This window comes from Lactiplantibacillus pingfangensis (assembly GCF_005404945.1).
GTDB lineage: Bacteria > Bacillota > Bacilli > Lactobacillales > Lactobacillaceae > Lactiplantibacillus > Lactiplantibacillus pingfangensis.
In genome coordinates this window covers 21,323-35,808 of record NZ_BJDG01000003.1, presented here as the reverse complement: position 1 = coordinate 35,808, position 14,486 = coordinate 21,323, and the positions used below count along the sequence as shown (strand labels likewise).

Sequence of the window (14,486 nt, the reverse complement as noted above, 5' to 3'; positions counted from 1 at the left end):
CCTTAACTTTCATAACGCAGGTGGTTCAAGATTCCAATTATAATGCGCGCCCGCAGACTATTTTCCAAGTCATGATCGTCCACAGCAAGCGTGTTACGATCCGTCGCGACTAAAATTAATTGGGCTTCCCTGCGATTTAACACATCATCTTCATAGAGACTTTGGACGACCGCGTAGGCATCCCGTTGCGTGATTGAATCCCCAATAACTTGAATCAAGGTATCCAAAACGTCAGCGTCATCTAGGAGGTTTACCTTCTCAATGCGAATATAGCCACCACCACCACGTTTACTTTCAACTAAGTAACCATTTTGAATGGTGAAACGCGTCTTAATCACATAATTGATTTGAGAAGGGACCACGTTGAATAGGTCAGCAATTTCTGATCGCCGAATTTCAACGTGCTCAGCGTCCGCCAAAATACTTTTTAAATATTTTTCGATGATATCGGAGATATTTTGACTTTGCATCTGCTTCACCCTTTACATTATCTTTGACTAATATTGACTTTCATTATACGAGGATAAAAACAAATTGCAAAGAATTTCACCTAAAGGGCGGCGCAACTAGCCTCCCACGGTTGTTAAAGCATAGCACGCAGCGCAGTTGCATTCAATTGATTGAACCGAAAATCAAGCCGGCCGTTTAAAAAGATTTCAATAATTCTATCACTGAACTATCATGACGGTTTGCTTGCCCGCAGACAAGTGTTGGAGCGCTATTTTTCACCGACCTGTTTAACAGCCAATTGGTCGTTCAAAAAGGCGACAAAAAAATCCAGCCAAATTGACTGGATCTCTCTGTGGTTTAGTCGTAATCGGGAAAACAGGATTTGAACCTGCGACCCCTACGTCCCGAACGTAGTGCTCTACCAAGCTGAGCTACTTCCCGTTAAAAAGTTTAAATAAAAAGCCCTAGTTACAATAACTAAGACTGTTGAGATCGATCGGGAAGACAGGATTCGAACCTGCGACCCCCTGGTCCCAAACCAGGTGCTCTACCAAGCTGAGCTACTTCCCGATACTAATGCACCCAGTAGGAGTCGAACCTACAACCTTCTGATTCGTAGTCAGACACTCTATCCAATTGCGCTATGGGTGCATATTTAAAATGCCGAGGACCGGGGTCGAACCGGTACGGTTATTACTAACCGCAGGATTTTAAGTCCTGTGCGTCTGCCAATTCCGCCACCCCGGCAAATTAAAAGCGGAAGACGAGATTCGAACTCGCGACCCCCACCATGGCAAGGTGATGTTCTACCACTGAACTACTTCCGCATAAAAAACTATTTAATTGATGGAGAATGCCGACTAGAGGATTCGAACCTCCGACCTCCTCATTACTAGTGAGATGCTCTGCCAACTGAGCTAAGTCGGCATGTGCGGGTGAAGGGACTCGAACCCCCACGTCGTAAGACACTAGAACCTAAATCTAGCGCGTCTGCCAGTTCCGCCACACCCGCATGATTAATAATTAACCATGCCTTGTTGTCGTTCCAGACAGTGCTTACTGTTAAGCCGTGACAACTATTTAACTTTACCATCATGTTGAATAACTGTCAACATCTTTTTAAATCTTTTTGGATAAATATGCTTTTGAAACGCATATTTTTCCGACAAGAAATATTATAGCACTGGTCACAAAATTAGCAAAGCCCTAATTGCAACTTTTTTGATCTTCTCAAGTGATCAATGGCTCTGATTCCTAATATCAAGCGATCCATAGCTATTTTTTAATTTTGAAATTGTTCAGTTAAAACCCATATTACCCTCCGCTAATTCCATACTTAACTCATTATATCTTTCAAAACACCAGATTAGCCGCTGTTAATCGGCTGAATATATTCAATATTTTGTCTTGTCTACTTTGCCAATTTCCAACTCGCTAATTGATTAGTGACTAACTGCTAATTTCCGCCTACCGGGGGCTTCGTTTGGGGCTGGAACGCTGTGAACCATTTTTGAGCCAAAGAGCGGTCTCAAAAGCTGGTTTTTGACTAACCGCGGAAAAACCACCACGCTAAGTCAAATGCCACGGCTGAGCCCCAAACGAAGCCCCCTCACGGCTAGAGATGTGCATTATTTTAAATCACCAGTCACCTAAATCTCTTTGCCAGACTCGTGGCGCATCAACGTAGATCCGTTCCAAAGTGATGCCTAAGTGTTCACTTTTAATTTCTCTTGGACACCGCGAGTCACCAATTGTACAGCTTTAATTAAACTCTGGCGATAATTGCCATTTTGATGGGCATCAATAATTCTAAGTATCGCATCCAAACTAGCTTTACCCTAAGATTGTCCTTGGTGTTTGTGCCGATATATATACCGCCGATGGCTACTTACAGCTACTGATGCCAGCTAGTTGACCCTTTTAAATCTGGGTCAGAAAACAGTTTGATATCCGCCCAGTTGCGGTTTAGATGTCCCGTAGTTGGTGGATTGCCACCAGTTGCACCTAATACTCCTTGGGGTGTCAGATACGACTAAGCTTTCCGCTGCACCTAGGCAAGCTTCCGTCAAGTGCCAGTCTCCGTGATAACGTACAGTTTAAGGTGATTGAACGCCAAAAACCATTTAAAGTTCAACTGTCCCGGCGTAATGCCTTGGTACTAACCTAGCTGGAGGGCGTTGCAGATTGCATCGGGCGTGAAAGTCCCGTTTGAGCGGCGCTTTTTTGCCGGTCTTACGGGACGGACGGTCCGGGATAGTTGCGGTTTTTGCAACCATTCCGGGCGAAGGCCAAGACCGGTCTTCAGGCTTGGCCTGGTCCCTCGCCCGCATGTAATCAGCAACGCCCGGAGGCGACAACATTAACCTTTTTTCACCAATGTACTGACACTGCAGTATTTATTAGCGATCTTCATCTTGCAACCTTCAAGTTTAAAGTGCAAAAAAAGAACCGCTATTCAGCGATTCTTTTGAACTCAGGCTTAATTTTTCGTAATCTTAGTCTTGCCGTGCATGTAAGGCACCAAAACGTCTGGAATGGTAATTGAACCATCCGCATTTTGATAGTTTTCCATGATGGCGGCAACGGTCCGACCAACGGCTAACCCACTACCATTTAACGTGTGGACAAATTGAAGCTTGCCATCATCGTCACGGTATTGGATATGGGCCCGACGTGCTTGGAAATCGGTACAGTTTGAACAACTTGAAATTTCACGATACTTGTTTTGTTCTGGGAACCAAACTTCCAAGTCATGCGTCATCGCGGCAGTGAAACTCATATCGCCTGATGTCAACGTAATTACATGATAAGGTAAGCCCAACTTTTTCAATAATGATTCGGCGTTGTTCGTCAACTTTTCAAGTTCATCCCATGAGTCTTCGGGTTTCGTAAACTTGACCATTTCAACCTTGTTAAATTGATGTAACCGAATCAGGCCCTTAGTATCGCGACCGGCACTCCCAGCCTCTTCACGGAAAGCAGGAGTCAACGCGGTGAAATAAACGGGTAACTTTTCGGCTGGAATCACTTCATCACGATAGTAGTTCACCAATGGCACTTCTGCGGTTGGAATTAAACTCAAATCTTGGGTTGTGATGCGGAACGCGTCATCTTTAAACTTAGGAAATTGGCCAGTTCCGTACATGGATTCATCCGTGACCATGTATGGTGGTAAGACTTCCGTATACCCTTCTGCTTCATGTTGATCTAAGAAAAAGTTGTAGACGGCACGCTCGAGCTTGGCACCATCGCCCATATAGTATAAGAAACGACTGCCGGAAACTTTAGCCCCACGTTCAAAGTCCAAAATACCCAGGCTTTCGCCGAGTTCCCAATGGGCTTTCGGTTCAAAATCAAATTTCCGCGGTGTCCCAATACGACGCAGTTCAACGGAATCATCTTCATTTAAACTAACGGGCACATCTGGATGGGGCACATTTGGTAAATGCGCGGCCATATCTTGAACTTCGACCTCGGCCTTACGCCGATCCTCATCTAAAGTCTTAATTTCAGCACTAACTTTTTGCATTTCGGCAATTTGAGCACTGGCATCTTGCTTGTTGCGCTTCAACTGTGAAATTTCCCCGGAAACTTGATTCCGCGTTGACTTCAATTGTTCACTCTTGGCGATAAAGTCACGACGATCAGCATCTGCCTTGATCAACGCATCAATTTGTTCAGCCGGCACACCACGATGGCCAAGTTGTTCTTTAAAGAAATCTGGTTTTTGACGAATTTGTTTGACATCTAACATCTAAAAATCCTCCTTAAAATTTGCAATAAAAAAACAGTCTCTCCTCCCAAATTGGGACGAAAAGACTGCGATTCGCGGTACCACCCAAGTTCAGGATTACTAAGAATCCCACCCTCAAACGGATAACGGCTCTGCCGTGCAGTATTACCTGCCCACTTTGTCGCGTCGGAGTTTCGACATCCGGTTCACACCAACCACCGGTTCTCTGACTGTCTACTTAAAACGCGCCGTGTTTAATATTCTGCTATTACTATAAGGCAACTAGGCTAAACTAGCAACCTTATCATCAATTAATTTAATAACTTGGTCACGGGCATCTGAATCTGCCACAAAATCAAGTTGATCACCGTCAATTTGCATCTTTGGACTGTGATCATAGTTGGCATACCATTGGGCATACCGATCATTCAAGGTCTCATAATACTTATACAAGTCGGGATCTTGATCAATTTGTTCATAAGAACGGCCCCGCTTTTGAATCCGTTTCAACATCGTCTCAAACGAAATATTAATATGGATTAATAAATCAGGACTCTTTTGGTGTTCAGCTTCTGGCAATTCTTGCATCATGTTATCTAATAAAGAATCATAAATATCGACTTCCGTACTGGTCGCACGACCCAAGTCACCATTTAAATGGAATAACAAAGAATCTTCAAAAATCGAGCGATCCAAGACATCGAGGTCATTCGCAAACGCTGATTTAATACTACCAAGTCGTTTATTTAAAAAGTAAATTTGTAGCAAAAAAGCATATTTTTTAGGGTCCTTATAGAATAACGGCAAAATGGGATTGTCATCGACCGATTCATAAAACGCCTTTGAGCCAAAGTGGTCGGCTACTAACTGCGTCAAACTGGTCTTACCGGCACCGATTGTTCCTGACATTACAAGCATGGGGTTCTCTCCTTTATTCATGACCAATAGTTCATCTGTTTATTAAAGCAACACTACATATTGTACGCACCCGCCTGCTAAAATGCAATATCTAGTTACAAGATTACTTCGCCGCTTTTTCACGGGATTTGAGTAAGGAGACATATTGTTCCAGCGTTAGGTTATGCTTGGTCATGAACGCGGCGTTCTGCTTGCCCACATAACGGAAATGCCAAGATTCATAGTCAATGCCAGTCGTGGACTTCCCCGTCTTCGTAAACCTTAAAACAAAGCCATAATCGGGCGCATGCTTGATCAACCACTTTTGCCCGGCAGCTTGATCAGATTTTGACAGTAACTGATTACCGTTGTCGTTGTACCACTTTGTATTCATAATATCAGCGGCCAAGCCAGTTTGATATTCACTCGCACGTGGGATAGCGACAAATTCTTTCGTCAGCTTTAACGCTTGTTGTTTACTTTTGCCCTCATTTTCATAAGTCTCAATCGACTGATTCCACACGGTTTCTTGAGCCGCAACCGAACGATAGCCTGAAACAAAAGTCGCCGGATACCCAGCAGCTTTAGCCCCATTTAAAAACGCCGTTAACGGTTTTAAGGCTGAGGTCCGAATCGTCTGATCGTCAAGCGTCGATTTACTGAAAGTTAGTTCGTCATGCTTATGCCATTTATTGACCACAATTAAATCAGCATCCGTCGACTTGACGCCGGTTGGTAAGGCACTGATTAGTTTTTGTCGTTTCGTCTGTGAGCTGCTCATTTGCGTACGCTGCGCGGTTGCTTGACTAGATAAGCCAAACGTCGTACAACCACCTAAGACGCCCGCCAGTGACAGCAACACCAGACTGGTTACAATTCTCTTCTTCAAATACACTCGCTGCCTTTCTTTTTTCAGCGTAGCATGATTTGATAAATTTGCAATTACTCGCCCCTTTTCTTTGGGACTTCTTAATGGTAACCATCTTCTAAAAGTTTGCCTTTATGACCGTAAAAAGCACCTGAACTCAAGGAGTCCAAGTGTTTTTCAGACTAGTCATCAAAGTGATGCTTAGTTAGATCCACTTCATCTAGTGGGATTAATTTAGTATGATAACGAATCTTATAGTAGAAAAATAAAACGATAAATAACGGAATACTCATATAAGTCACACCGATTGCCTGCCAATCTAAAGTGGCAAAGGAATGCAAATCTTGCCCCACAATCACGATCACACAGAGGAAAAAGGCAAATAGTGGACCAAATGGGAACAATTTAGCGTGATAGCGTAATTCACTTAGCTCATGCCCCTGCTTCACGAATGCTTGTCGGAAACGCAAATGTGAAATGGCAATGCCAAGCCAGGCGATGAATCCGGTTAGCCCACTCGCAGAAACGAGGAAAATATAAATACGATCACCAAACATGCTCGACAGGAACGTCAATAATCCAATGACAGTTGTCCCTAATAGCGCCATGATCGGAATGCCCCGACCATTCACCCGACCGAACGTCTTGGGTGCATAGCCTTGTTTTGATAAGGAATACAGCATCCGGGTTGAAGCGTACATGCCAGAGTTGGCCGCTGATAAGACCGAGGTCAAAATGACGGCGTTCATCACACTAGCGGCGGCCGCTAAGCCGGCCTTTTTAAAGACTAAGGTAAATGGACTGATGGCAATATCCGTGGCGGAAGACCCTAGCAAATCTTTCGAAGTGTAAGGAATAATTGCCGCAATAATGAAAATTGCCAAAATATAGAACAATAAAATCCGCCAAAAGACTTGTTTAATTGCCGCTGGAATACTCTTTTCAGGTGTGGCAGATTCGCCAGCCGTAATCCCAATTAATTCAGTCCCTTGAAATGAGAACCCGGCAACGACAAACACGCTCAAGATGGTTGGAATCCCACCAACGAAGGGCGCCTTTTTGTAGGTGAAATTGCTGAGATCCGTGGCACTACTACCCATAATCCCAAAAATCGTCAAAACACCGACCGCGATGAAAATCAGGACAGTGATCACTTTGATTAATGACAGCCAATACTCGGTTTCGCCAAAAGATCGAACCGATAAAGCGTTGATCGTAAAGATTAAGACCAGCGCAATCAAACTGAAAATCCAGCCGGGAATGTGTGGCAACCAAAATTGCATGACGATGGCGGCCGTACTAATATCAACCGCCAATGTAATCGCCCAATTAAACCAATAATTCCAACCCATTGCAAACCCCAGTGCCGGATCAACAAACCGCGTTGAATACGTTGAAAATGACCCCGAAACTGGCAAATATGTCGCCATTTCACCTAGACTGGTCATCAAGAAATACACCATAATCCCAATGCCGACATAAGCGAGCAACGCCCCACCCGGTCCAGCCGTTGAAATTGCGGAACCAGATGCCACAAACAAGCCAGTCCCGATACTACCACCTAACGCAATCATGGAGAGATGGCGCGTTTGTAACGAGCGCTTCACTTCATGCTGTTGTTCTTCTGCCATGCAGAAACCTCCAAAATTAGTTCACTTGCGCCAGACATCAGCCCAGCGACAAGTTTTAAATTTATATCTAAAAGTGTTTCCACCGATTCTGGCATTCCTTGACCAAAATAAAAAGTCTTTCTGCAAACTGCGCAAAAAGACTTCATCAGATGGTCATGTTGAATGCTGATTTCATCGTCGATAGCGCCCCGCAACTGATTCCCAGTTGCGACAGTCCTTGATTTATTCAACCAAGGCCCAACAAACTTGACGGTAACAGTCAGGTTCATTTCGGCGATTGCCCCTTTCACTAATCCTCAACACCGGTTACCCGATTCCGATTGGCTACTCATGTTAACCGCGTCCTCTTCTTTCGATATACTCAACCATTATACAAAAGCCATTTCAATTTGACAACCGTAAAAACGCTTTGATTCTAATAGAATTGATCAGGCAACATCGTTTTACCGAGCGCTTGATTGTCCGAATAGTCAATTGGAATATCGACAACCACCGGACCATCCGTCTTGAAGGCTTCGTCCAAGACGGCGTTCAACTCACTCGGTTCATTGACACGTAAACCAGTCGCACCAAAGCTTTCCGCATACTTCACGAAATCAACCGGGCCGAATTTAACCGCAGCATCTTCGCCGTACTTCATTTCTTCTTGGAACTTGACCATATCATAATTGCCATCATTCCAAACTAAATGCACGATGTTTAAATGCAACCGTACGGCCGTTTCTAGTTCTTGACTAGAGAACAGGAAGCCACCATCACCAGAAACTGAGACAATTTGTGTCTTTGGCCGAACTAATGCTGCTGCAATCGCCCATGGCAACGCGACACCTAAGGTCTGCATTCCATTACTAAAGAGTAAGTGGCGGGGTTCGTAGCTGCGGAAATGGCGGGCCATCCAAATATAGAAGCTCCCCACATCAACCGTCACAGTCATCTCATCCGTCACCCGTTGTTGCAAGGCCGCAATCACGGACAATGGATGACTCAACTTAGAGTCGGTGTCGATATTTGGCACGAAGTCTCTGGTCTTCAACTTTTCTTGTAATTCACTCAAGTAATCTTTGGCATCCGCACTAATGTCATAACCGTTCATATAAGGTAATAAGAAATCTAAGGTCTGCGCAATGTCCCCAACAAGTTCTGTTTCTGGTTGGAAATTATGATCAATTTCAGCCCGCATGGCGTCAATGACCACAATCCGAGATTTACCTTCTGCATTCCAGTTACGTGGTTCATACTCGATTGGATCGTAACCAATGGCAATCACTAAGTCGGACTTTTTCAACAACATATCGCCTGGTTGATTACGGAACAAGCCAACTCGGCCAAAGAAATGTTCAGCTTCCAAATCACGTGAAATCACGCCGGCTGCTTGGAACGTTTCAACAACGGGCAAATTGGCCGCTGTCACTAAATTCCGAATCGCTTTGGTAACTTCTGGTGAAGAAGCCCGCATCCCAACGAGTAGGACCGGTAACTTCGCTGCTTTAATTTTTTGTGCCAATAAAGTCGCTTCAACTGGACTAGCGGGTCCCAATTTAGGGGCCTGTAAGGGGTTAATCACTGGGCGACGCACGATTGAGTCCGTCACATCTTGTGGCACACTTACGAAGCTGGCCCCTTGCTTGGCAGCCGTCGCTGATTGATACGCATTGGCGATGACTTCTGAAACATTTTCAGGTTCTTGAACTTCAACGCTATATTTTGTAATTGGTTCAAATAAGGCGGCATTATCCATGCTTTGGTGCGTCAAGCGTAACAGGTCAGCCCGTTGAACTTGACCAGAAATCGCCAGCACTGGGTCTCCCTCAGCAGTGGCGGTGACTAAGCCGGTCGCTAAGTTACTGGCACCAGGACCAGACGTCGTCATTACCACGCCGGGCTTACCCGTAATCCGACCAATTCCGGCCGCAATAAAGGCGGCATTTTGTTCGTGACGAGTCACGATTAACTTGGGACTCTTCGGGTTCACCGGATGGTCTAAGCGTTCGAAAACCCGGTCGATCTTTGCGCCAGGAATTCCGAAAACATACTTAACGTCATGATTGGCCAAACTATCAACGATAGCGTCAGCGCCATAATACTTTTTATCTGCCATTTTTGCTCGCTCCTATTTGTGAAAATTAATGTTAGAATACCACAGATATCCCCGTAATGACAGCGATTGTTCACTTGTGAAAAAAAGTTTCTGTGAACCTTGCCGATGATTAGCCCGCTAGTTCCCTGTTTTCAGCAAATCGCCGTTCGAAACCGCATACATTTTCAAGTAGTTTGTACGGTCACTCACTTGGCCGTCCGCATTCGCGCTAAAATTTGGTTTAATTGTCCCATTTTATCTTCAGATTGGTTGTTCCAATTCAGGACTGGAATTTGACTGACTGCCAACAGATCCTTGATTAACGCCGCAATTTTTTGTTCACTCAAAAACTGCAGCCATAATTGATCAGCCTGCGAAAAAATACCATTGACCACTTTGGTCCCCTCATCGGCCACCGGTTGAACATCTTTAAAGACTTGATCAAAATAACCACGGTCTGGAAAGGTATGCAGTGGTCCTTCAATCGCCAGCACAACATCCTTAATCGAAATTGATTCCGGTGATCGGGCTAACTGCACGCCACCATTGTTGCCACTTGTAGATGCCACGAGATCAGCCACGACCAATTTTCGAATAATTTTACGAATATACGACGCCGAACCCCCAATCCGTTCATGAATCACATCTGACGTCAGCGGAATATCAGGGCGTTGTGTCGCTAGCAAAACGAGCACACAAGCAGCCTGTTCGAATGATTTAGCGAGTTGCATTAGTTTCATCTCCATTTACGGGCAATAACTCAAAAAACAATTCAGTTTGGCCCGCACCAAACTGAGCGTAGGCGGGATGGGTAACTTGATCGTACTGCTGAAATCCCGCATGTTCCAAGATCAATTTTGACGCCGTATTGGGTGCCAGACAGCTGGCCGTCAACCGTCGTAAGTGTAAGTCTTCAAACGCATAATTGATAATCAGATGCACGGCCGCCGTCATATAGCCTTGTCCCCATGCCGTTGCCGTCAACATATAACCTAGATCCATCTGTTGTGGTGCCGGTTCGCCTTGGGCATTCATCCGCTCGTATAAACCCACGCTACCAATGACTTTGGCCGATTGGCTCAACTCAATCGCATACACTTCTGGCAGTTTAAGTTGACGACTTAGTAAATATTCTGCCTCAACCAAACTGTTGGCCGGGGTAAAGCCAGCGTTCACGGCCACCTGGGGATCATGCACCATTTCAAAATAATCGGCCGCATCCCCAACGACGAATGGCCGTAATCGCAGTTGTTCATTATGTAAATTCGGTGTTGCTTTGAGCATTCCTTGACCCCCTCGCTTGCGTTATAATAGCTATGTTAACCATATCAATAGAGGTGATTGCATGCAAGCGATTCAACAAAAATTAGCGACTGGGCCAGCACAATTAACTGGTTTGCTGCACACACCAGACGAGAATGCGCATCAAAAGCGGTTACCAGCCATCATTATCGTTCCTGGTGGCGGTTACACGCATATCCCAGTTGCTCAGGCAGAAACGCTGGCTTTGGCCTTTGCAGGTCATGGCTACCAAGCTTTCTACCTAGAATATACCTTAATCGGCGATCAACAGCCACTTGGCTTAGCACCCGTGTATGATTTGGGGCGTGCCATCCAACTGATTCATCAAAATACCGCGGCTTGGCACATTGATCCGAACCACATCACACCAGTTGGCTTTAGTGTTGGCGGTCACATCGTTGCGCTTTATAACGACTATTGGCAAACCGAGCTGCCGAGTCGACTACAAGTTCCGGCAACGGAACTGGCAGTTGCCAACGTCATTTTGAGCTATCCGGTGATTAATCCGGTCTATGGCTATCCAACCGAGGCCAGCACACTGGCCAAATGGACGACACAACCAACGGAACTGGCCGCCGATGCGTACGTCAACGCGCATAACCGTCCGACCTTCATTTGGGCAACCGCCGATGATCCCTTGGTTCCAGCGACCAACGCTTTAGCTTATGCTCAGGCATTTGCACAGCAGCGGCTTCCCTATGAATTACATCTCTTTAATCACGGTCCCCACGGCTTAGCCCTCGCAAATTCGCAAACTGCTTGGAAACCAGATGCTGATTTACCACACGCAGCCCATTGGCTTGAACTCGCACTTGAGTGGCTGAAAGCGCTCGACTAGCCCGCTTCAGAAAAAGCGACCTCCAGTAACGGAGATCGCTTTTATTTTGTTCGGTTTGTTTACAAATAAGACCGATAGCACAGTCGCCAATTGATTAAAGTTGGTGCACACCAGATATAGACCCATTCCATAATTTCGACCCACAACCAGCCCAGCAAAACCGCGCCAATCGTATCAGTCGGATAATGCGCCTGCAAATAAACGCGCGCAACCATGACTAAAATTAACCAGATAATGCTGACCCATTTGACGGTTTGTGCCAGACGATAATTATCTATTTCTGGAACAATTATAATAATTATCGTCGCCACTAGGATAAAGGTTCCCATCGTATGACCACTCGGATAGCTGTAACCCGTGTCAGTTGCCAAATGACCAATTGGCCGGGCACGCGCAACCAAGTGTTTAAAAATGAAATCAAGCACAACGCCACCAGCCATCAAGGCTAGCGACCAAAGCGCTTGAATCTTGTACTTAAACCCATAAAGCAGAAACGCTAAGAGCACAATCCAAAGGATATCGCGACCGGGTGATGCTAACCAGCTAATCACCTTAAAAATCAACGTAAAAAAGCCGTTTACCTTAATCGTTGCTAGCGAGATCAGCCCCGCGTCGAATAGATCAACACCCACCGCACCGGACTGAATAAAATAACTTAAATATGCAAATAAGATCACTGCAATCACGAACTTGACCGGCCGATAACGCGACTTATCGATCATCAAAATTAGAACCCCCATTAATATTAACAATTAATAAAATTATACCATAATTGATTCACAGGCTAAAAGGTGCCCGGCTTTGTTTAGGGAACCTTAAAAAATCACAAAGAAAGCGTAAATCCGACACGTTATGGTCATAAAACAGGTATGATTAGTGATGAGTTACGGGTACGCGCGCTTTCTCACGTTATTTGAAAAGTGTTTCCGATGACGCGAAAGCATGCTAAACTATGTATAGTTTTTACATAACTATTGGAGGAAAAATTCATGGAAGAAATGCCAAGTCGTTCACAGATGCATCAGGAAAAATCTGGGGGTAAAGGACCTAAGAAGAAGCATCCAGTTCGGAACACACTGTTGGTCATCCTAGCAGTGTTGTTAGTTGGGATTGGTGCATTTGCCGCACGAACTTATTTCAACGCACGTAATGCCGCGAAGATCGTGTATCAAAGTAGTGGGATTAAAAAGACGCGGAATACGGATGCCATTTTAAATGGTAAAAAGCCGGTTTCAATTCTATTGTTAGGTACCGATACCGGGGCCCTTGGTCGAGACTATAAGGGACGTACCGATAGTATTATCTTGGCAACGATTAATCCAACGACTAAAACGACGACATTAATGAGTTTGCCACGAGATTCAGAAGTTTCTGTATCTGGATTTGAGCAAGATTTTCCATCAAAATTAAATGCCGCCTACGCTTATGGTAGTGCCGGCACCACCATTAAAACTGTTGAAAAATGGTTAAATGTTCCGATTGATTATTACGCTTTAATCAACATGGGTGGGATGAAAAAAGTTGTTGACGAAGTCGGTGGCGTGGATATCACCCCCGTACGAACTTTCAATTATGAAGGTAACAGCTACACTAAGGGCGTTAAAACCCACATGAATGGGGCCAAAGCTTTAGGTTATTCACGGATGCGTTACGATGATCCATTGGGTGACTACGGTCGGCAACAACGTCAACGGCAATTGATTACCGCCATCATTAGCGAAAGTACCAATGCGACTAACTTAATGAAACAAGATTTCTTAAAATCATTAGCTAAGGAAACACGGACCGACTTAACATTCGGAAACTTAACCAGCATCGTTTCTAATTACCGTGTTGCAACTAAGAACATCGTTTCGGATCATGCCCAAGGTAACGGTAAAATGATCAACGGCCAATCGTTCGAAGTTGTGCCTCAAACTGAAAAGCAACGGGTCACGAATGTTTTACGGAAGTCTTTGGATCTAAAAGAAGCAACTACTGGTTCGATGTACGCTAAATAAGTACTCATTCGGACGACTAAAACTATCGACAACAGTCGATAGTTTTTTTGTTATCTAAAGGAAATATGAGCAATAGTTGCTCATAAGCTAAATTCGCGACGAGCGCTCCGTCAGGCAGAATCGTCGTACGGTGGTGGGACGGCCCCACGACCGCATGCTTAGTAGTGCTAACAGGAAGCGATAGGCGTTAACTAATCTGTATATGCTGGTTATTGACACGATGGACTTCCCTCACGAATTTCACCTTTCAGGCTTAAAGCGATAATCACTAACATGCTATAATAACTTATGACTTAATTTGGAGCTGAGAAAATGTCAAAAACAAAATTTGAACTCGCCAGTCAGTATCCTGATGGTCCAACCATGGGGGCTGCAATTGAAAAAATAAAAAATAATCCAACGAATGGTTTAACTGTCCGTTATGCAACTCGTAATAATGATGAAATCAAATTCATTTTTACGGATTTGAAAACCGGTAAAGTGACTGAAATGGCTTATCAACAAACGCCACAAGGCAGTTGGCTATTTAACGCCACTGAATCGACCAAACTCGACTGACTGCCTCCAAAAGTGATTGAAATAACAGACTCTACTAGACGCAAAAAAGAAGGGCGCTTTGACATCCAGTCATGGTGCCCTTCTTATCTACAAACGTTTATTGTTTGAAGCTTACAAGTATACAAAAGATCA

The 14,486-nt window shown here is 44.7% G+C and carries 12 protein-coding genes, 7 tRNA genes and 1 riboswitch; of the genes, 3 read left to right on the top strand and 16 right to left on the bottom strand.

The annotated features are described in order from the left end of the window. Positions 1-2 precede the first annotated feature (2 nt). The 15 genes from FFM74_RS01435 to FFM74_RS01365 all read right to left on the bottom strand — a co-directional run bounded on the left by FFM74_RS01435 (position 3) and on the right by FFM74_RS01365 (position 10,940). Positions 3-470 carry a CtsR family transcriptional regulator gene (locus FFM74_RS01435; protein ID WP_137617093.1) on the bottom strand — a complete coding sequence of 156 codons (468 nt, stop codon included), beginning with the start codon at positions 468-470 and terminating at the stop codon, positions 3-5. A gap of 347 nt (positions 471-817) precedes the next feature. Beyond that, positions 818-891, bottom strand: a tRNA-Pro gene (locus FFM74_RS01430). A 55-nt stretch (positions 892-946) separates the two neighbouring features. Continuing rightward, positions 947-1,020: transfer RNA gene (locus FFM74_RS01425), tRNA-Pro, on the bottom strand. 7 nt (positions 1,021-1,027) lie between these two features. Then, positions 1,028-1,101, bottom strand: a tRNA-Arg gene (locus FFM74_RS01420). A gap of 10 nt (positions 1,102-1,111) precedes the next feature. Continuing rightward, a tRNA-Leu gene (locus tag FFM74_RS01415) sits at positions 1,112-1,197 on the bottom strand. A gap of 8 nt (positions 1,198-1,205) precedes the next feature. Beyond that, positions 1,206-1,277 (bottom strand) — tRNA-Gly (locus tag FFM74_RS01410). A gap of 27 nt (positions 1,278-1,304) precedes the next feature. Then, positions 1,305-1,377 (bottom strand) — tRNA-Thr (locus FFM74_RS01405). Between the two features lie 3 nt (positions 1,378-1,380). Then, positions 1,381-1,462, bottom strand: a tRNA-Leu gene (locus tag FFM74_RS01400). Between the two features lie 1,467 nt (positions 1,463-2,929). Continuing rightward, positions 2,930-4,204 (bottom strand): serine--tRNA ligase, encoded by a 1,275-nt coding sequence (gene serS, locus FFM74_RS01395; RefSeq protein ID WP_137624866.1) that lies wholly within the window; start codon positions 4,202-4,204, stop codon positions 2,930-2,932. Positions 4,205-4,465: 261 nt separating this feature from the next. Next, on the bottom strand, positions 4,466-5,101 hold the full coding sequence (locus FFM74_RS01390) for a deoxynucleoside kinase (protein ID WP_137624865.1): 636 nt from the start codon (positions 5,099-5,101) through the stop codon (positions 4,466-4,468). Between the two features lie 103 nt (positions 5,102-5,204). Beyond that, positions 5,205-5,975 carry a M15 family metallopeptidase gene (locus FFM74_RS01385; RefSeq protein WP_223877130.1) on the bottom strand — a complete coding sequence of 257 codons (771 nt, stop codon included), beginning with the start codon at positions 5,973-5,975 and terminating at the stop codon, positions 5,205-5,207. Positions 5,976-6,130: 155 nt separating this feature from the next. Continuing rightward, complete coding sequence (locus tag FFM74_RS01380) at positions 6,131-7,579, bottom strand: amino acid permease (protein WP_137624864.1); 1,449 nt, start codon at positions 7,577-7,579, stop codon at positions 6,131-6,133. A gap of 173 nt (positions 7,580-7,752) precedes the next feature. Beyond that, a riboswitch (Lysine riboswitch) is annotated at positions 7,753-7,936 on the bottom strand. 58 nt (positions 7,937-7,994) lie between these two features. Then, positions 7,995-9,677 carry an acetolactate synthase AlsS gene (gene alsS, locus FFM74_RS01375; protein WP_137624863.1) on the bottom strand — a complete coding sequence of 561 codons (1,683 nt, stop codon included), beginning with the start codon at positions 9,675-9,677 and terminating at the stop codon, positions 7,995-7,997. 185 nt (positions 9,678-9,862) lie between these two features. Beyond that, positions 9,863-10,387, bottom strand: coding sequence for an Rrf2 family transcriptional regulator (locus tag FFM74_RS01370; protein ID WP_137625028.1), 525 nt, complete (start codon positions 10,385-10,387; stop codon positions 9,863-9,865). Then, entirely contained in the window at positions 10,374-10,940 is a 567-nt protein-coding gene (locus tag FFM74_RS01365) for a GNAT family N-acetyltransferase (RefSeq protein WP_137624862.1), read from the bottom strand. Before FFM74_RS01365 ends, FFM74_RS01370 begins: the two co-directional genes overlap by 14 nt. Positions 10,941-11,001: 61 nt before the next feature. Between FFM74_RS01365 and FFM74_RS01360 the strand changes: the two genes are divergently transcribed. Further along, positions 11,002-11,796 carry a lp_1002 family arylesterase gene (locus tag FFM74_RS01360; protein ID WP_137624861.1) on the top strand — a complete coding sequence of 265 codons (795 nt, stop codon included), beginning with the start codon at positions 11,002-11,004 and terminating at the stop codon, positions 11,794-11,796. A 59-nt stretch (positions 11,797-11,855) separates the two neighbouring features. On the opposite strand, the gene FFM74_RS01355 is transcribed toward FFM74_RS01360, so the two are convergent. Further along, complete coding sequence (locus tag FFM74_RS01355; RefSeq protein WP_137625027.1) at positions 11,856-12,518, bottom strand: phosphatase PAP2 family protein; 663 nt, start codon at positions 12,516-12,518, stop codon at positions 11,856-11,858. Between the two features lie 267 nt (positions 12,519-12,785). On the opposite strand from FFM74_RS01355, the gene FFM74_RS01350 reads away from it, so the two are divergent. After that, positions 12,786-13,796 (top strand): LCP family protein, encoded by a 1,011-nt coding sequence (locus tag FFM74_RS01350; protein WP_137624860.1) that lies wholly within the window; start codon positions 12,786-12,788, stop codon positions 13,794-13,796. A gap of 312 nt (positions 13,797-14,108) precedes the next feature. Further along, entirely contained in the window at positions 14,109-14,354 is a 246-nt protein-coding gene (locus FFM74_RS01345) for a hypothetical protein (protein ID WP_137624859.1), read from the top strand. Positions 14,355-14,486: the final 132 nt, after the last annotated feature.

Bases quoted from the DNA above. Each gene is read 5' to 3' on its own strand.
- FFM74_RS01360 (WP_137624861.1), top strand. From the start codon at position 11,002: ATGCAAGCGATTCAACAAAAATTAGCGACTGGGCCAGCACAATTAACT.
- FFM74_RS01435 (WP_137617093.1), bottom strand. From the start codon at position 470: ATGCAAAGTCAAAATATCTCCGATATCATCGAAAAATATTTAAAAAGT.
- FFM74_RS01370 (WP_137625028.1), bottom strand. From the start codon at position 10,387: ATGCAACTCGCTAAATCATTCGAACAGGCTGCTTGTGTGCTCGTTTTG.
- FFM74_RS01365 (WP_137624862.1), bottom strand. From the start codon at position 10,940: ATGCTCAAAGCAACACCGAATTTACATAATGAACAACTGCGATTACGG.
- FFM74_RS01345 (WP_137624859.1), top strand. From the start codon at position 14,109: ATGTCAAAAACAAAATTTGAACTCGCCAGTCAGTATCCTGATGGTCCA.
- FFM74_RS01355 (WP_137625027.1), bottom strand. From the start codon at position 12,518: ATGATCGATAAGTCGCGTTATCGGCCGGTCAAGTTCGTGATTGCAGTG.
- alsS (WP_137624863.1), bottom strand. From the start codon at position 9,677: ATGGCAGATAAAAAGTATTATGGCGCTGACGCTATCGTTGATAGTTTG.
- FFM74_RS01350 (WP_137624860.1), top strand. From the start codon at position 12,786: ATGGAAGAAATGCCAAGTCGTTCACAGATGCATCAGGAAAAATCTGGG.
- serS (WP_137624866.1), bottom strand. From the start codon at position 4,204: ATGTTAGATGTCAAACAAATTCGTCAAAAACCAGATTTCTTTAAAGAA.
- FFM74_RS01380 (WP_137624864.1), bottom strand. From the start codon at position 7,579: ATGGCAGAAGAACAACAGCATGAAGTGAAGCGCTCGTTACAAACGCGC.
- FFM74_RS01390 (WP_137624865.1), bottom strand. From the start codon at position 5,101: ATGCTTGTAATGTCAGGAACAATCGGTGCCGGTAAGACCAGTTTGACG.